Source organism: Arabiibacter massiliensis (assembly GCF_902386925.1).
GTDB classification, from domain to species: Bacteria; Actinomycetota; Coriobacteriia; order Coriobacteriales; family Eggerthellaceae; genus Arabiibacter; species Arabiibacter massiliensis.
In genome coordinates, this window is sequence record NZ_LR698996.1 from 986,882 (window position 1) to 1,004,249 (window position 17,368).

14 protein-coding genes and 1 tRNA gene are annotated in these 17,368 nt (G+C 65.7%); 3 read left to right on the forward strand and 12 right to left on the reverse strand.

The window, feature by feature from the left end; translation table 11 throughout:
* Window position 1: 1 nt before the first annotated feature.
* The gene (locus FX134_RS04320; RefSeq protein ID WP_080798111.1) at window positions 2-1,246 is read right to left on the reverse strand and encodes a hydrogenase small subunit; all 1,245 of its coding nucleotides are present in this window, start codon (window positions 1,244-1,246) and stop codon (window positions 2-4) included.
* A 375-nt stretch (window positions 1,247-1,621) separates the two neighbouring features.
* On the opposite strand from FX134_RS04320, the gene pheA reads away from it, so the two are divergent.
* A complete protein-coding gene (gene pheA, locus FX134_RS04325) occupies window positions 1,622-2,473 on the forward strand; it encodes a prephenate dehydratase (RefSeq protein ID WP_080798120.1) in 852 nt (283 codons plus the stop codon).
* Window positions 2,474-2,909: 436 nt separating this feature from the next.
* Here pheA and FX134_RS04330 read toward each other — a convergent pair whose 3' ends face one another.
* From FX134_RS04330 to FX134_RS04365, 8 genes are all read right to left on the reverse strand, one after another.
* The gene (locus tag FX134_RS04330) at window positions 2,910-3,488 is read right to left on the reverse strand and encodes a manganese efflux pump MntP (RefSeq protein WP_080798123.1); all 579 of its coding nucleotides are present in this window, start codon (window positions 3,486-3,488) and stop codon (window positions 2,910-2,912) included.
* Window positions 3,489-4,012: 524 nt separating this feature from the next.
* Window positions 4,013-4,888, reverse strand: a complete 876-nt coding sequence (locus tag FX134_RS04335) for an HhH-GPD family protein (RefSeq protein WP_080798126.1) — start codon at window positions 4,886-4,888, stop codon at window positions 4,013-4,015.
* Complete coding sequence (locus FX134_RS04340; protein WP_080798129.1) at window positions 4,879-5,376, reverse strand: RrF2 family transcriptional regulator; 498 nt, start codon at window positions 5,374-5,376, stop codon at window positions 4,879-4,881. Before FX134_RS04340 ends, FX134_RS04335 begins: the two co-directional genes overlap by 10 nt.
* 3 nt (window positions 5,377-5,379) lie before the next feature.
* Complete coding sequence (locus FX134_RS04345) at window positions 5,380-6,918, reverse strand: ribonucleotide reductase subunit alpha (RefSeq protein WP_080798131.1); 1,539 nt, start codon at window positions 6,916-6,918, stop codon at window positions 5,380-5,382.
* 495 nt (window positions 6,919-7,413) lie between these two features.
* Entirely contained in the window at window positions 7,414-8,133 is a 720-nt protein-coding gene (locus FX134_RS04350; RefSeq protein ID WP_080798134.1) for an HAD family hydrolase, read from the reverse strand.
* 49 nt (window positions 8,134-8,182) lie between these two features.
* Window positions 8,183-10,051 carry an ABC transporter ATP-binding protein gene (locus FX134_RS04355; RefSeq protein ID WP_080798138.1) on the reverse strand — a complete coding sequence of 623 codons (1,869 nt, stop codon included), beginning with the start codon at window positions 10,049-10,051 and terminating at the stop codon, window positions 8,183-8,185.
* On the reverse strand, window positions 10,048-12,210 hold the full coding sequence (locus FX134_RS04360) for an ABC transporter ATP-binding protein (RefSeq protein WP_080798141.1): 2,163 nt from the start codon (window positions 12,208-12,210) through the stop codon (window positions 10,048-10,050). The genes FX134_RS04355 and FX134_RS04360 overlap by 4 nt, the downstream gene beginning before the upstream one ends.
* Window positions 12,201-12,686 carry a MarR family winged helix-turn-helix transcriptional regulator gene (locus FX134_RS04365; protein WP_080798144.1) on the reverse strand — a complete coding sequence of 162 codons (486 nt, stop codon included), beginning with the start codon at window positions 12,684-12,686 and terminating at the stop codon, window positions 12,201-12,203. The genes FX134_RS04360 and FX134_RS04365 overlap by 10 nt, the downstream gene beginning before the upstream one ends.
* A gap of 214 nt (window positions 12,687-12,900) precedes the next feature.
* Between FX134_RS04365 and FX134_RS04370 the strand changes: the two genes are divergently transcribed.
* Window positions 12,901-12,977 (forward strand) — tRNA-Asp (locus FX134_RS04370).
* 73 nt (window positions 12,978-13,050) lie between these two features.
* On the opposite strand, the gene FX134_RS14990 is transcribed toward FX134_RS04370, so the two are convergent.
* The gene (locus FX134_RS14990; protein ID WP_080798147.1) at window positions 13,051-13,464 is read right to left on the reverse strand and encodes a helix-turn-helix domain-containing protein; all 414 of its coding nucleotides are present in this window, start codon (window positions 13,462-13,464) and stop codon (window positions 13,051-13,053) included.
* A 351-nt stretch (window positions 13,465-13,815) separates the two neighbouring features.
* On the opposite strand from FX134_RS14990, the gene FX134_RS04380 reads away from it, so the two are divergent.
* Window positions 13,816-14,994: a hypothetical protein gene (locus tag FX134_RS04380; protein WP_080798149.1), complete on the forward strand. Its 1,179-nt coding sequence runs from the start codon at window positions 13,816-13,818 to the stop codon at window positions 14,992-14,994.
* A gap of 348 nt (window positions 14,995-15,342) precedes the next feature.
* On the opposite strand, the gene FX134_RS04385 is transcribed toward FX134_RS04380, so the two are convergent.
* Both FX134_RS04385 and FX134_RS14550 read right to left on the reverse strand, forming a co-directional pair.
* Complete coding sequence (locus FX134_RS04385; protein ID WP_172623376.1) at window positions 15,343-16,434, reverse strand: nucleotidyl transferase AbiEii/AbiGii toxin family protein; 1,092 nt, start codon at window positions 16,432-16,434, stop codon at window positions 15,343-15,345.
* An 8-nt stretch (window positions 16,435-16,442) separates the two neighbouring features.
* Complete coding sequence (locus tag FX134_RS14550; RefSeq protein ID WP_172623377.1) at window positions 16,443-17,210, reverse strand: type IV toxin-antitoxin system AbiEi family antitoxin domain-containing protein; 768 nt, start codon at window positions 17,208-17,210, stop codon at window positions 16,443-16,445.
* Between the last annotated feature and the right edge of the window lie 158 nt (window positions 17,211-17,368).

Genomic DNA, 17,368 nt, shown 5'->3' on the forward strand with positions numbered 1-17,368 from the left:
CTTACCTCCCTTCTTCTTCGTCGTTGGGCTTGTCGGTCGCATCGTAGGTGCCGATGGACTTGTCGGGATGCTTGGCGTCCCAGCTGCGGACCTTCTCGAAGTCGGCGCCGCCGTCCATGCGGCCCGTGAGCTTCATGCCGAAGCCGTGCACCACGAGGGCCGCCGCCAGGATGCCGGTGATGCCGAGCGCGATGGTGCCGGGCTGGACCATCCAGTCGCCGATGCGCAGGTCGCGATGGCGCTTGTAGAACGGCGTGTTGACCTCGACCCAGTTGTGGCCGGGATCGTTCGGGGCCGCCTCGCAGCAGCCGATGCAGGGGGCGCCGGACTGCACGCACCAGCTGCGGCGGTTGTTCCACAGCGTGACGCCGCAGTTGGCCTTCGTCTGCGGGCCGCGGCAGCCGAGGGGATACAGGCAGTAGCCCATGGCCTCTTCCTTGGAGCCGAACTCGTAGACGAACTCGCCGTTCTCGAAGTGGCCGCGACGCTCGCAGTTGTCGTGGATCGTCTGGCCGAAGATGCCGGTGGGCTTGCCCTCGCTCGTGAGGTCGAGCTCGGCGGGCGTGAGGCCCAGAAGCACCACGTCGGCCAGCACGGCCACGAGCCACTCGGGGTTGGCCGGGCAGCCGGGGACGTTCACGACCGGGGTCTCGATGCCGCGCTTTTTGAGGAACGCCTGCACGCCGAGCGCGCCGGAGCTGTTCGGGTTCGCACCCATCCAGCCGCCGTTGACGGCGCAGGAGCCCAGCGCGACCACCGCGACGGCGCTCTCGGCCGCCTCGGCAAGGTGCTCCGTGCCGGGCTTGTCGGCAACGCGCAGCGCCTGGCCGCCCCAGCCCTCGAGCACGGCACCCTCGTACACGAGGATGTAGTTGCCGGCGCAATCCTTGATGGTCTGCTCCTTGGCCAGCTCCATGGAGTGGCCGGCCGCAGCCGACAGGGTCTCGGAGTAGTTCAGCGAGATCATCTCCAGCACGATCGAAGCCGCGTCAGGCGTCTCGACCTGCGCGAACGACTCCGTGCAGCCCGTGCACGACGCGCCCTCGATCCAGATGACCGGGAACAGCTTGCCCTCCTTTGCGCCGATCACGGACGTTTCGAGGGCCTGCGCGACCTTCGGAGCGGCGAGCTCGGACAATCCCGCCGCCACCGCGACCGCGCCGCAAAGTTTCATGAAGCTGCGTCGGCTCACGCCGCGTGCGGAAAGCATCTGCTGAAACTCTGAAACCGTGGCCTCTGTTTCCATGTGCACACCTCCTCAGGTGCTCTCGTCTTCCATTGCTTGCTGATTATGTATTTTCCACGACGATTGTAACGATTGGGAGGACAGGCGCGCGAGCGCAACGTTTGGCCCGCCAGTGGCATGAAAATGTTACGGTATCCGCAGGTCGTAACATGAGTTATTCACTCTCGCCGCAGTTTCCTGCGGTTTCATGCAAAACCATCCCGTTAATCGCGCTTCGTATGCAGTGCGCGCACAGCAAGAAACCGCCCGCCGATTCTCCGGCGCCTCTCGTAGGTTTCTTGTCGCGCGCCGTTTCTCCCGGCTCGTCTCGTCGCGAAGATCGGTATCATATCACAAGCAAGAATAAACGAGAACCGTAAGCAAAAGGATGAACCTATGAGCGCTCCCGAACCCGTTTTCGCCTACCTCGGCCCCGCCGGCACCTACACCCACGAGGCCGCCCGGGCCTTCGCCGCGCGCCTGGGGCACGACGAGCCCGAGCTTCTGGAATGCGCGTCGTTCGACGAGGTGTTCGACGCGGTGGACCGGGGCAAGTGCGAGTACGGCGTGGTGGCGAAGGAGAACTCGCTGGAGGGGTCGGTCACGGCCACGCTCGACAACTTCGCGTTCAAGAGCCAGGCGTCCATCTTGGGCGAGCACGTGCTGGATATCCACCACTGCCTGGTGCTGCATCCCGACGCGCGCCTGGAGGACGTGACCTGCGTGGCCTCGCACGCCCAGGGGCTCGCGCAGTGCCGGCGCTTTCTGGCCGAGCGGCTGCCGGGGCGTGCGACCATTACCACGTCGTCCACGGCCGAGAGCGCGCGCATGGCCGCCGAGGACGTGCATGTTGCCGGCATCGCGAACGCGTTCGCGGCCGAGCTCTACGGCGCGCGCGTGGCCGAGCGCGATATCGAGGACCACTTCGGCAACCAGACGCTGTTCGCGCTCATCGGCCGCCAGGGACACCCCGCCGTGTTCCGAGGCGACCGCTACAAGACGTCGCTCGCGCTGTTTTTGCAGGTGAACCGCGCTGGCACTTTGAACATGATACTTTCGGAGTTCGCCTACGCGGGCATCGACCTGTCCATGATCCAGTCACGCCCCACCAAGCAGCAGCTGGGCGACTACATGTTCTTCATCGAGTTCGAGGAGGACGCGAACGCCCTGCCCGTGCAGACGGCGCTCAACTGCCTGCGTCTGAAGCTGCGCGAGGTGAAGGTGCTCGGCAGCTACCCAGTGGGATAGTCCGTCAACCTGCGGGAGCCGGGGGCGAGCCCAGTCGCTCGGCAGTCCTGCTCGCACGAAACGCCCACTGGGCGTTTCGGCTCGTGCGGAACTCGCTTGGTGGGCTCGTCCCCGGCCCCTTGCCGGTTGCGGCCATTCCACCGGGAAGCTCTTCGCTAAAGCCGGGGTCGACCTGCGCCTTTGTCATCCTGAGCGAGCGAAGCGAGTCGAAGGATCCCGCGCGGCGATAGCGGGAAACATCCCAACCGCCCCCCATGACACAAAAACATGCCGGTTTGGCACTCGCTGCACTAGAATGGCCGCCTTTCCGGAGAGTCAGACGCATCAGTCGCAGCGTTTTCCCAGCTCGCACGAAAACTCTTGACGGCACGCCCTTTGGCAGAGTGCCAAACCGACCGCTTTTTGTGTCGTGGAGGCCGCTTAGCCTGCTTCCCTTCTACAGCGCCAGCACTTCCAGGTGCTCCAGGAGGATCTTCGTGCCGATAAGGATGAGCACCACGCCGCCGGCGATGGTGGCGGCCTTCTCGTAGCGCGCGCCGAAGCGGTGGCCCACGGCGACGCCCACGAGCGCGAGAACGAACGTCGTCACTCCGATGAGCCCCACGGACATGACGATGTCCACGCGCAGGAAGGCGAAGGTGATGCCCACGGCGAGCGCGTCGATGCTGGTGGCGATGGCCAGCATCACCAGCTCGCGCAGGTCGAGCTTGCCGTCGGCCGGGCAGGACAGCTCCTCGTCATCCTCATGGAAGGCATCCCAGAGCATCTTGCCGCCGATGAGCGCGAGCAGGCCGAACGCGATCCAATGGTCGACCGGCGTGATGTAGCGTTCGAACTGCGTGCCGAGCGCCCAGCCCACAAGCGGCATGAGCCCCTGGAAGCCGCCGAAGAACAGCGCGATGACCAGAGCTTGGCGCATGTTCAGGCGCTTCATGCACAGACCCTTGCACACCGACACGGCGAACGCGTCCATCGACAGCCCCACCGCGATCAAGAACAACTCCATGAATCCCATGGCAATCCTCTCGTCCTGCTGCCCCCAGCTGCGAACAAAAAAACACCGGCGCGTGCGCACCGGCTGCATGAAGAAGCGGTGCGACGCCAAGCGCCACACCGCGAGTCTTGTCGTTTCAGGTTGCGCCAGCCTCAAGAAGAAGCAGTATGTTGACGCAGCCGCGCCTTGCCAGCGCCGACTACTCCCCCACGGGATTCGGCTATTCTAGCACAGAAAACGCGCACGAAGCCTGATTTTGTCCAAGCACCTGACCAGGTGAAATAGGTTGTTTCACCTGGTCAGACTTTTGTAGCGACGTGGACAGAAAGCGCCTTCGTGCGCGTTTTCTCGCCTTGTCGCGCAGCGTCACCTTCGCCGGGACGTCGCCGACCCCCCCCCCCCGAACATCACACGTCGCGTGCTTTTGTGCAGACCGCTGATCAGGCTTTACAATGCATTTAACCTGATCAGATGGAATGTTTTGTTTTGCACGAAAAGCGTCCTCGTGCGACCCGCGAACACCACGCGCAGCCGGCTCGCCCTCCCTACGCCCAGAAGCCCTCGCCCTCCTGGCGGAAGAAGCCTTCTGTCACGAGGTCGGACACGATGGAGGCGAACGTCGCCGCGTCCACGGCGTCGCGGCCGGCCGCGCGCTCGAAGGCGTCCAGGCGGCGGGCCAGCTCGTCCTCGCCGATGCCGGGCTCGGCCAGCACCACGCGCACGAGCTCGGCGCGCTTCTGGCGCCGCGACCCCTCGAAGGCCGACTGCCGCGTGTGATGGGCGCTGCGCCGCGAGGGATTGGCCATGATCGACTTCAAATGCGCTCCGTAGTCCAGAAGCGCGTAGTACCACCCCCGCGCGTCGTCCTCGGGGCACGTCGCCGCCACCAGGGGCACCAGCTCGCGATCCGCCACGCCCTCGCGCCCGGGAAACAGCTCGTGCAGAAACACCGTGCGCACGTTCGTCTCCAGGTACACGCCCGGCCGGTTGAACGCGAACGCCATGACGCCCGCCGCCGTCGCGGGCCCGATGCCCGGCAGCTCCATCAGCTCCTCGGCCGTCTCGGGCAGCCGGCCCTCCCGCGTAGCCGAGCACTCCTCGCACGCCCGCTTGAGCGCGAGCGCCCGTCGGTTGTACCCGAGCCCCTGCCACTGCGCCAGCACGTCGGCCGTGCCCGCCGCCGCCAGCGAATCCACCGTGGGAAAAAGCGCCATCCAGCGCTCCCAATGCTTCAGCACGCGCGCCACCTGGGTCTGCTGCAGCATGACCTCGCTCACCAGCACGGCGTAGGGGTCGTCCAGATAGCGCCACGGCAGGTCGCGATGGTGCAGCCGCCCCTCCTCGCGCACCTTCCCCACAAAGGCCTCGCGCGACGGCGCGCCCTCGGGCCACGCAGCGGCGCGATCGCCCGCTAGGCGCACGACCCGCAAGCCTCCGGGTCCGCATCGCCCTTGCACGCATGGGAGCCCTTCGCCGAGTCCATGGCGGCCTCCACCACGGGATGGCTCGCCCCCTGCTCGATGAGGTCCTTGAGCGTGATGGACGCGAAGTAGTCGTTGAGCAGGCGATCCGCCCCCTGCCACAGCTTGTTGTACGCGCAGTCCTTCTGCTTGTCGCAGTAGGCCGGGTCCATCACGCACAGCGAGATGCTCACCGGGCCCTGCACCGCCTCGAGCACCTCGAGCAGCGTGACCTCGGCCGGGTCGCAGTTGAGCGCGAGCCCGCCCCGCGCGCCGCGCACCGTCTTGATGAGGCCGCCCTTCACCAGGTCGTGCTGGATGCTGCGCGCGAACGCGTAGGGGATGCCCTCCTCCTCCGCGATGTCGGAGACGGAGACGTACGACTCGCCGCTCTTGTAGGCGGCGCGCAGGATGCGGCAGGCGTAATCGCAACGGCGCGTGATGTCCATCAGCTAGCTTTCCTTCCCGTTGAGCAGGTCCTCGAGGTTCTCGAGGTCCCGCCTGAAATCGTCGACGACGGCCTCCTCGAGGGCCTTGTACTCCTCGGAGTCGAGCGGCTGGTAGGCCGCCAGCTTGTCGTAGAGGTTGTCGGCGGTCACCGGCACGTAGCGCCGCGCCACGAGGCTTGCCTTGTAGGCCTCCTCGATGGCCTCGCGGGCCGCCATGTACATATCGTAGCGCGGCATCTGCGACGAGTAGCGCACGAGCGCCACGCGGTCGATGCCCCGGACGGAGGGGTGCTCGCGGGCTATCTCCATCCAGATGTCGGCGCGCTCGGAGTCGGTGGGGTAATCGATGTCCACCACCGACAGCGGCTCGAGCAGGTCGAAGAAGAACGGATCGATCTCGCCCGCCTCGGCCGCGGACGCCAGCACGTACACGTCGGGGTTCTCCGCCGCCGAGCGGATGAGGCTGATGGCCTCGCGCGCCCCGCGCGAGAGACTGGCCATGAGGAAGCCGCCGAAGTCGTCGGAGGGGTCGCCCATCGGCGATATCCACAGGTCGAGGTCCTCGAGCATGAGCACGCCCGGCCCCTCGAAGGCGTTGCGCGCGCCGTTGAGCTGGGGCTGGCGGTCGGCCTGCGCCATGACGCAGAGCACCGGCATGCCCTGGAGGTTCTCCTCCATGTGCATGCGGATGGCGGGCAGGTTGAGCTCGCCGAGCGTGGCGGCCATGAAGCGGTTCGCATCCTCACGCGCCGGCGAGCGGAACAGCAGCGCGTCGGAGGCGGGCATGCGGTCGAGCCCATGGCGAGCGTTGAGCAGCGCGACGAGCTCCTGGAAGCGCGGGTCCTTCTGCATGCCCACGCCGAAGTCGCGCATGAGGGCCACCGTCTCGTCGTAGCCGACCAGCTCGTCGTAGGTGATGCGCTCCATCGACGACAGGACCGCGTCGGCATCGGGACCCATCCCGCTTGCGCGCGCGACGGCCTCGAGGGCCTTGCCCATCGCCTCGGGGTCGTCCTGCGCCGAGGCGTCCGCCGCGTCGGAACCCTCAGGGCCGTCGGCCTCCTCCACCGCCACGGCGCTCGCAGCCGGGGCCGGGGCCGTCACGTGCTCCACCCGCATGAGGGGCGCGCCGTCAAGCCCCAGGAAGTCCTGGGAGATCATGTCGGTCATGTCCTCGAGGTCTTCGCGCGTCAGGCCGAACTCCTCGAGCTTGTCGAGCGCGAGCCGCTGCAGCTGGTCGGCGCAGGCGGCGATCTCCTCCTGGTTGAGGTAGGGCTCGAGCCGCTCGAAGGCGTACTCGGCGATGGAGCGCTCCTTGAGCGTGCAGGCCAGGCTCCACGCCTGCTTGAGGCCGTCGACCGCCTCCTCCTCCGGCGGCGTGCCGTCGTTGCGCTGCGCGCGCTCGAACGCCGCCAGGTACAGGTGCATGCCGAGCACGGCGTCGCCCGACGCGCAGGCCGCAGCGGCGCTGCGCAGGTACTCGGCAAAGGAATCGTGCTCGTCGTTGTGGCTGGGCGAGCTGTTCGCGTCGTTCTCAAACATGGACCCAACCTCCTTTGTTATGGGAACATCACTGTCAATGTCGATATGCCTATGTTCAGGTCGCATTTTACCGAAGAACCCCCGCCCCGCACAGGGGGCCTCCCAAACACCACAATTCGTAACGCTGCCGTTGAGCCTCAGCCGAGCCCCTTGTCATCCTAGCGGAGCGCCGAAGGCGCGAAGTCGAAGGATCCCGCGCGGCGACAGCAGGACGTCTCACGGCTGGCGCCGCATGGGATCCTTCGACTCGCTTCGCTCGCTCAGGATGACAAAAGGAAGCTTCGCTCGCCCAGGATGACAAAAGGAAGCTTCGCTCGCCCAGACAAAAAGAAGACGGCGACCCCCCCCCAGCGAAACGGCAACCGTTTTCCGAGGGAGCGCCCGGCGGCATCCATAAGCGAGTTCCGCACGAGCCGAACAGCCCAGCGGGCTGTTCGTGCGAGCTCAGGACTGCCGAGCGTTGGATGCCGCCGGGCGCTCCCTCGGAAAACGGTCCTACCAGTCGAGCACCGTCCAGCCTTGGGCGCGGGCCGTGCGCGACAGCGGGCGGTCGGGCGACACCGCATAGGCGTGCTCGGCGGCCGAGAGCACCGCGCGGTCGGAATGGTGGTCGCCGTAGGCGCTGTCCAGCACCCAGTTGCCGGGCCCGAAGCGCTCGTCGCCGAAGCGCTTCACGGCCGCGAGCTTCTCCTGCCCCTCCACGGGGCGCCCTTCCACCTCGCGCGTATACGTGCCGTCCGGCGCGATGCGCATGCGCGTGGAAATCTGGTTCTCGAAGGGGTGGTGCTCCATGGCGCGCAGGATGATGGGCTCGAACGTGGCCGAGATCACCACGACGGTGTCGCCGCGCTCGGCGTGCGCGCGCATGGCCGCGTCGGCCTCCGGGCGGAACACGGGCGCGATGCGCTCGTCGTAGAACCTCGCCAGGAAGGCGTCCACCTCCTCGGCCGGCTTGCCCTCGAAGGCGGTGAACACGAGCCCGCGCACGGCCGCCTCGTTCTGCGGCAGACGCAGCTTGTAGGCCGCCGCCCACAGAAGGATGCGCGCGAGGATGCGCTTCTTCAGCATCCGCTCGCCCATCAGGTGCGACACGAGCAGCACCGGCGAGTTGCCCTCGATGCTCGTGCCGTCGAAATCGAACACGGCGAGCCGCGCCTTCCCCTCAGGCGCGGCCTCCCCGTGATTGCCAGTCTCCTCGGTCCCCGTGTGGGACATGCGGCGCCACCCTCCCGTTCGGCGGAGCGGCGCCGCGTCCCCCGCGCGCCTAGCCCTCCGCCTCGTCGATAGTCTCAGCGAACTGTGAATTATACAGCTCCGCGTAGAAACCGCCAAGTTCAAGCAGTTGTTCATGCGTACCCTGTTCCACGATGTCGCCGTGCGCCATCACCAGGATGAGGTTCGCTGATCTGATGGTGGACAGCCGATGCGCGATGACGAACGAGGTGCGCCCGGCCATGAGGTTGTCCATGGCCTTCTGGATGCGCTCCTCGGTGCGCGTGTCCACGCTGGAGGTGGCCTCGTCCAGGATGAGCATGCGCCGGTCGGCCAGGATGGCACGCGCGATGGTGAGCAGCTGCCGCTGGCCGCTGCTGATGTTGCTCGCGTCCTCGTTGATCTCGGTGTCGTAGCCCTGGGGCAGCGTCTGGATGAAGTGGTGCACGTAGGCCGCGCGCGCCGCCGCCTCCACCTCCGCATCGGTGGCGTCCAGCTTGCCGTAGCGGATGTTGTCGCGGATGGTGCCGTGGAAGAGCCACGTGTCCTGCAGCACCATGCCGAAGAGGCTGCGCAAATCGTCGCGGGCGAAGTCGCGCACATCCACGCCGCCGACGCGGATGGCGCCGCCCTGCACGTCGTAGAAGCGCATGAGCAGCTTCACCATGGTGGTCTTGCCGGCGCCTGTGGGGCCGACGAGCGCGACGGTCTGGCCCTCGGTCACGCGCGCCGAGAAGTCCTTGATCACCGGCTTCTCCGGATCGTAGCCGAAGCGCACGTGGTCGAACTCCACCTCGCACTCCACGTCGGCCGTGCGCGCGGTGGCGCGGTCGGGCTCCTCCTCCGGCGCCTCGAGGAACGCGAAGATGCGCTCGGCCGCGGCGGCCATCTGCTGCAGGACGTTGCTCACCTGCGTGAGCTGGGTGATGGGCTGCGTGAAGTTCTTCACGTACTGGATGAACGCCTGGATGTCGCCCACCGTGATGACACCCTGCACGGCCAGGAAGCTGCCCGTGATGGCCACGGCCACGTAACCTAAGTTGCCCACGAAGTTCATGATGGGCTGCATGAGGCCGCTCACGAACTGGCTCTTCCACGCCGAGTTGTACAGGCGCGCGTTCGTCTCGTTGAAATTATCCACCGTGCCGTCCTCGCGGTTGAACGCGCGCACGATGGCGTGGCCGGAGAACGTCTCCTCCACGATGCCGTTGATCTCGCCGAGCGTGTTCTGCTGCGCGACGAAGAACTTCTGCGAGCGCTTCACCACCACCATGATGAGCACCACCGAGATGGGCAGGATGACCACCGTCACCAGCGTCATGAGCGGGTTGATGGTGAGCATCATGATGAGCACGCCGATGATGGTGGTGGTGGACGTGATGAGCTGCGTCACGCCCTGGTTCAGGCTCTGGCCGAGCGTGTCCACGTCGTTGGTGATGCGCGAGAGGGTGTCGCCCACGCTCGTTCGCTCGAAGTAGCCCATGGGCATGCGGTCGATCTTCTCCGCGATGCTTCGGCGCAGCTCGTAGCTCGTGCGCTGCGACACCGACGACATGATCCAGCCCTGCACGAACGAGCACGCTGCGGAGAACAGGTAGAGCCCCAGCGTGAACAGGAGGATCTGCGCGATGGCGTCGAAGTCGATGCCGCCCGTGCCGTCGATCTTGGCCACGATGCCGTTGAAGAGCTCGGTCGTGGCCGTGGAGAGCACCTTGGGCCCCACGATGTTGAACACCGTCGAGCCGATGGCGAACACGCCCACCACCACGAGCGCCGCCTTGAAGCGCCCCATGAAGGCGATCATCTTCTTGAGGGTGCCCTTGAAGTCCTTCGGCTTCTCGCCGGGCATCATGCGCCCGCCGGGGCCGTGGCCGCTGCCGGGGCCGCGGCGGGGCCGATGCGTCTGATTCTGCGCGCTCATGCTGCATCACCCCCGTTCAGCTCGGCTTCCGAGAGCTGCGACATCGCGATCTCCCGGTACTCCTCGCAGGTGCGCATGAGCTCCTCGTGCGTGCCCTGGCCGACGACCCGGCCGTCCTCGAGCACCACGATGAGGTCGGCGTGCAGCACCGTGGAGATGCGCTGCGCCACGATGACCACGGTCTTGCCGCCCAGGCGCGTGTGCAGCTGTTGGCGAAGCGCCGCGTCGGTCTTGTAATCGAGCGCCGAGAAGCTGTCGTCGAAGAGGTAGGCGCGCGCCTCGGTGGCGAGCGCGCGGGCGATGGCCAGGCGCTGGCGCTGGCCGCCCGACACGTTCGTGCCGCCTTGGGACACCTCCGAGGCGAGGCCCTCCTCCTTCGAGGCGATGAACTCGGAGGCCTGGGCGATGTCGGCCGCCTCCTCCACGCGCTCGCGCGGCATGGCCTCGTCGGCGTAGGCGATGTTCGACTCGATGGTGCCGCTGAACAGAAACGCCTTCTGCGGCACGTAGCCCAGCTGGGCGCGTAGGGCCTCCTGGCTCACGTCGCGCACGTCGATGCCGTCAACGGTGATGGAGCCGCAGGTCACGTCGTAGAAGCGCTCGATGAGCTTGACCACCGTCGACTTGCCGGAGCCCGTGGAGCCGATGATGGCCGTGGTCTTGCCCGGCTCGGCGGTGAAGTCGATGTGCTCGAGCACGCATTCAGCCGAGTCGCCGTACTTGAAGCTCACGTCGTTGAACGCGATGGTCGCGCCGCCCGCGCTCGCGGAGAGCTCCGCATCGCGCGCGGCGGCGGGATCGGGATCGCAGATGGTGGGCCTCGTGTCGAGCACCTCGTTCACGCGCTGGGCGGCCACGTCGGCGCGCGGCAGCATGATGGATATCATCCCTATCATGAGGAAGCTCATGATGATGACCATGGCGTAGGTGATGAACGCGATGAGGTCGCCCGTCTGGATGGCGCCCGTGTCGATGTAGCTGCCGCCCACCCATACGATGAGCACGCTCACGCCGTTCATGATGAGCATCATCAGCGGCATCATGAACGTCATGACGCGGTTCGTGAACAGCTGCGTCTTCATGAGGCGCGTGGAGGCCTCGTCGAAGCGCTCCTCCTCGAAGGGCTGGCGGTCGAACGCGCGGATGACGGGCAGGCCCGTGAGCATCTCGCGCGACACGAGGTTCACGCGGTCGATGAGCTTCTGCATGATCTTGAACTTGGGCATGGCCACCTTCATGAGCACCACGATGAGGATGCCGATGACCGCCACGGCCAGCACGATGATCCAGCTCATGGCCAGGTTCGTGCGCGACACCATGATGATGCCGCCGATGGCGAGGATGGGCGAGTACAGCACCATGCGCAGGAGCATGACGGTGACCATCTGGATGAGCTGCACGTCGTTGGTGCCGCGCGTGATGAGCGAGGCGGCCGAGAACGACTGCACCTCGGCGTCCGAGAACGACACGACGCGCCTAAACAGCTTCGCGCGCAGCGTCGCGCCCACCTTGGCGGCCGTGCGCGAGGCGATGAAGCCCACGAGGACGGCAACCGCCATGCCGAGCGCGGCGAGCCCGAGCATGATGAGGCCCACGCGCACGAGGTAGCGCATCTGCATGTCGGAGAGGTTGTAGCCGAGCGCCTCGTACTCGGCGCGGGCGGCGGCGATGGCCTGCTGCTCCACGATGGAGTCGCTCGCGTCGCCGAGCTTCGACTTCGCCTCGTCGAGCATGCCGAGGATGTCCTGCTTCTGCACGGCGCCCGCCTTGTAGGCCTGCAGGGCCTGGTCCAGGTCGAGGTCGGGCATCTGCTGGGAGTAGTGGACGGCCACCAGCGGCATCGCCACCATTCGGTCGAGCTCGTTTTGCTCGCGCTCGCCCTGGGCGTTCAGCTTGTAGGTGCCCTGGTCGGTCTCGTCGTAGGCGGCTTCGAAGGTGCGCTCGTCGGCCTCGGGCAGCATCATGGCCACGAGGTCGTGGGTACGGGCCGTCATCTCCTCGGTAGCGGCGTGCTCCACGCCCGACTGCTGGATGCCCACGTCCACTATCTTGGACGTGTAGTTGGGAAGCGCAAGGTCGGTGAACGCCTGCACGATGAGCAGGCACACGATGAGCGCCACCGCCAGCTTGCAGTGTTTGAGATAGCGTATTATGCGCACGGGGCGTCGCCCCCTTCGTCGTGTGGCGCAGCCGGGGCGGCGCCTTCGTGGAACTCCACGACCTTGCGCAGGATGCGCACGAGGTGGCGCACGTCCTCCTCGCCCACGTGGGCCATGACCTCGTCCATGTGCGCGCTGTGGAGCCTGCGGCCCTCGGCGGCCAGGCGCTCGCCCTCGTCCGTGAGGCTCACGGTGATGCCGCGGTAGTCGTCGCCGGAGCGGCGGCGCTCGATGAGCCCCTTTTCCTCGAGCGACTTGAACGCCTGCGAGAGCGCGCTCGGCGTGGTGTGCGCGAACTCCGCGATGCGGCCGGGACGGGTCTCCCCGTGGCAGCGCCGCATCTCATCGACGGCCATCATCGTGCGCGCCTCGAGCGGCGTGACGCCGTCGGGCGTCGGCGGCGTGATGCGGCTGTGGCGCATGCGCTGCATGAGCCCGTACAGCTCGCGCTTCGTCTGGGCGAAGGATTCCTTCATGGGCCCTCCCTTGCGATCGAACGTCAGTTACAATTTAGTTGCTAAACTTTACCACATGATAAGTTTTAGTTACTAAAATGTTTTCAAGAGCACAGAACCTGCACGCCTGGCGGGGCGGGCGTGGGCGGGCGACGAGGCGGGCCGGGATTTTCTCGAAATAGGGTATTGCGCGGGAGGGCTTCACCCGGTAGAATAATCCGCGCTGCTAAAGCACGGGGTGTTAGCTCAGTTGGTTAGAGCGCCGGCCTGTCACGTCGGAGGTCGCGAGTTCGAGTCTCGTACATCCCGCCATCCTGCTTGCGAAGCCCGCCCATCCGGCGGGCTTTTTCATGTCCGGGCCGCGCTCCCCCTCAAGAAGCCTGCGTCATTTTTCCAAGTGAAGCACGCCATTCTCAGCATCCGCGATAAGAGCGCTGAGCGCCACGTCCAAGGCGGAAGCCAGTTTGAGCATGGTCGAGGCCATAAGGTTGCGCTTGCCAATTTCGATTTCGCGCAGATGCGAGTTCTCTATACCCGACATGCGGGCGAAGGCGCGTTGAGACATCCCGAGCGCGACCCTGCGCCGAGCTACAACGCTCCCGAAAGCGCGACGAAATTCATCGTCGGATATGCGGCTCCTGCCATCCATGGGTAAAGGGTAAGCTCCCGCGAAAATTTGATGTGGTGACGCTTCCCTACAGTTGGTATCATGTAATGCATAGGTGGAGGCAAGAACACCCGACGGCAAACGACCGCTGGCGGCACCTGCGCAGGAGGGATCGCCGCCCTCTGCCGGCATCGGAGAAAGGGGGTTCGTGGTGAAACGCGGTATCGACCAGCGCGCAAATCGGGGGTATACTATTGCAGGAGCCAACGTTCATGTACGTCCCGGGCAATTGGTGCCCGGCATCCAGCATGATAAGTTGGCTCCTTCTTTGCCTGCGCGCAGCGACTCTCCCTGTTTCGGTGAAACCGCCTTCAACCCCCCCCCCTCGCAGACGCCCGGTTCGGAGCGGCGCTAAGCTAGCTGCGAAATGCTCGGCGCGCGCCGAAGGTTCAAGCGCAACTGGAAGCGGCGCTCGATGCGAGCCGGGGGCAGAAGCCCAAGGTATCATGTCGAAAGCGCGATACATCATCGAAGGAGAAGACGATGGGCGAGCAAGAGAAGAAGGAAACCGTGGACGAGCAGGCGCAGGCACCTACCGCTCCCATTGAGGCCGTCGAGGCCGGCAGCGAGGGGCAGGACGAGGCCGCGAAGCAGGAGAAGCCCGACTTGGGCTGGTGCGTCGTCGCCAAGGGCCTTGTCGAAGGCGGCACCGAGCGCGTCATCGTGGGCATGGACTATGCGGACAAGGAGGGGGCCGAGCGCGGCTTGGAGGACTGGAAGGAAGCGGAGAACCCTCCGGAATCCGCGAGCGCGAAGGTCATGCGCGTGCCTAAGAAGTGCGTCGTCGCCAAGAAGGAGCAGACCGGCGAAGGCACCATCGTCCTCGCCGACGAGCGCGAAACCCTCGATATCGCCGACGCGCTCGCGGCCGTGCGCGGCGACCGATCCCTGTGCATGATCTACCCGTCCTGGACTGCCGGCAAGAAGGCCGCCCTCGGCGTCGGCGTCGCGCTCGCGGCGGCGTGCCTTGTCGGAGGCATCGCTTTGGCGACGGCACAGCCGCCCGCCTCCGCTCCCGTCGCCCCGAAGGCGACCGCATCGCAGAGCGCGCCCGTGCGCGCCGAGGAGAAGGCCGAGAAGAGCGAGGTCGTCTTGACCGTCAAGGCCGAGGGGGCCGACGCCGGCGTCACCAAGGCCAAGGTGGTCGCCGCCGACGCTGCGGGCAAGACCGTCATCGAGGAGCGCGAGGTCGAGGCCAACAAGGCGGTGGAGGTCGGCGAGCTTGACCAGGGCGACTACGAGCTGTACGTGACGGCAGCGCCGGTGTGCGAGGACGGTTCCACCTACGAGCTGCCGAAGGAGCCGGTCAAGTTCAGCGTTGACGGCGAGGGCGAGCCGGTAGAGGTTGAATGTGCGCTTTCAAAGATCGCCAAGGAGGATATGAGCAAGGAGCAGCTTGAGGCGGCCGCCGACATCCTCGAAGGCGCGGGCAAGGCCGACGCCGCGAGCGCCGCGCGCGCCTCGGCGCAGGCCGCGCCCTCCAAGCCCGGCAGCGCGGCCTCCGTGCAGCAGAGCGCCCCGAGCGCGCCTTCCGGCGGCTCCTCAAGCTCCCAGGGTTCCGCCCCCGCACCAGCACAGCTACAGCATCCCCATCTACGGCAACGGCGCTCCCATCTACGGCAACGGCGCTCCCATCTACGGCAACGGCGCTCCCATCATTGAAGAGCATTACTACTGCTCTATCTGCGGGGAGATACCGGGTGGCTCTTATGTCGGGCATAACGAGCCGCACGCACTCGCGGGGGAAAGCTCAAGCACGTGGATCGACGAAATCGTCGTCGGCTACAACAAGGAGATAATCGGGTATGAGCAGGTGATCACCGGGTATGAGCAGGTCATCACCGGATATGAGCAAGTTGTCACCGGCTACAAGTGCTCCTGCGGGGCCGTGCAATAAGGCGAGTGCGACATAAAAAGCACCAAAGAGGGGGCGAAGGCCCCCTCTTTGACGTAAATCAATAATAGTTATCGTCTAATAATACCATTCGCTGACCTGGGGTTTTGCAAATGCTATCTTTCGGGGCCGGAATCCCTCGAACGGCCCCTCTCCGCGCCCGCGTCCGGCCCTCCCGCCGCCCGCTCGGCCTCCTCGCGCTTGGCGTTCAGGCGGGGGCTGGCGAGCGGTTCTGCCTCAACCGGCCGGCCGGCCTCCGGGCTTTCGACTGGTTTATCGAGCTGCCTCCCAAGCCGGGGCGATCTCCTTAGGTTCACCAGCTTCCATTGCATCGCAGGAGATGCCAGGGCGGCATTGAGCACTGCCGGATACCCGGAGAACAGCAATTCGGGCATATAGTCGGCAAGGGCCAAGCGGGCCAGAAACTCGGCCTCGGCCTTCGACTGCGGCGTCGCGGCCCATTCAAGAAACTCGGCGGCGTCCGATTTCAGCTCTTCAAGGGAAGGAGCCGTATCCGCAGGCAGGACGGGCCAAAGCACCTCCCGAACATCCTGCTCCCTTCCGTCGAATCTTGCCAGGATATCTTGGTTTTTGGGAAAGGACTTCGCCAAGCCCCGATAGAACGTGATGATGCCGTGATCGAGCTTTTCGTCTCCGGTCGTCCAAACGCCTTTCGTTTCGGCGATTCTCCCGATGTCGTATAGGTCGCGAGGCACGACGCGGTCTGAAATCGCGGTGATCTTTCCCGCGACGACCTCAATGGGCGCGTTCACAGGAAAAGAGATCGTCTTCGAGTCGAAGGCGGCGGTGCGAATCGCGGGGGGAACGAGCGGCGCGCGGTTTAAGAAGTCAAGATCGACCTTGATGAAGTCGCGCGCGCCCCGGCGCTGGTCATAGACCAGCTTCATCGTGGTGCCCGCGTGCTCGACCTTGCTTGGCTCTACCCGATAGCCCAATTCGAGGGCGGTGCCGCGAACAGCGCCGACTATCGCATCCCTGTCGCGTATCATCTGCTCCCGGTCGGCAGAGCCGATGTAGTTTATATCGGCATCGAGCGAGAGCCTTGTAGGCTCGATAATGAAGAAATTGAGGGCGGTGCCGCCATGAAGGCAGATCCGGTTTCTCGCAGCGGGGTTGTCGGCAAGGGCATCGAGGAAATCGAGAAGGCGCTCGACTTTCTCTAAGTTCACTCGGTCGAATCTCTCCATGCCCGGCATCATCCTTCGAGCCATCCTTCCATGTCTTCCGACGGGGCGGGCAGGTACAGGTTCCACGCGCCGTCCCACTCGGCGCTCGCGAGGTGCGACGTGCTTCCGAAGTACAAAGGCCCCGAGGACGCCGCCTCGCGAAGCGCCTCGATTGATGCGGCGGGCACATCCCAGGCTTCTTGCTTGCGTTCGAGCACCCATCCGCACCGCGCGGAGACGGACGCCCCCGCGCCCGATGCCAGATCGGCCAGAACCTCGCTATCGACGAACCGGACGACCGAGAGGCTGCGGAAAAGGGCTTCGACGCCGCCGCAGCGGTCGGGCCGTTGCAGGCAGTCGATGATGGTCTGCTCCTTGCTCGTCGCGGCGATCACCCCCGCGCCGGCACGCCTCATGCGCTTGACGAGGGGATCGCGCGAAGGGCGGGGGTAGCGGCGGTACGTCCTTCCCAGAAACACCAGATCGAGCGCGCGGCCCGTGGCATAGAAGCTCGTAGTGGTTGTGGCGTTATGGAGGCCGACGTGCAGCGCAAGGGCCGAATCGTAGGCGAACACCACGTCGCTGCCGAGCTTCGTCGCCACCAGGTAGGGGTCGGCTTCGTGGGCGCGGTACCGCCCCGTGTTCGAGACGTACGCCCCGCGCATGGGGGATAGAACCTTCCCCGCGCCTTTGGCGCGCGACAGGAGGTTGGCGTTGGCAGGCGAGCGCCCGACGGCGTCGAAGTATTCCTCGATGGTGAATGCCGCCGTGTTTTCCAGGAAGTCCTTAGCTGCCATACGTCCTCCAAAGGGTTGACATTCATGCAAGAACATAACATCATATAGGTTATTATACTGCAATAGCATCAACATCCTCGCAGGGTGCCGAAGGTTTGACACCCGCCGGATCCGGCGCGGCCGATGCGCTTTCGCGGCTGTCGAGACGGCTTCAACGC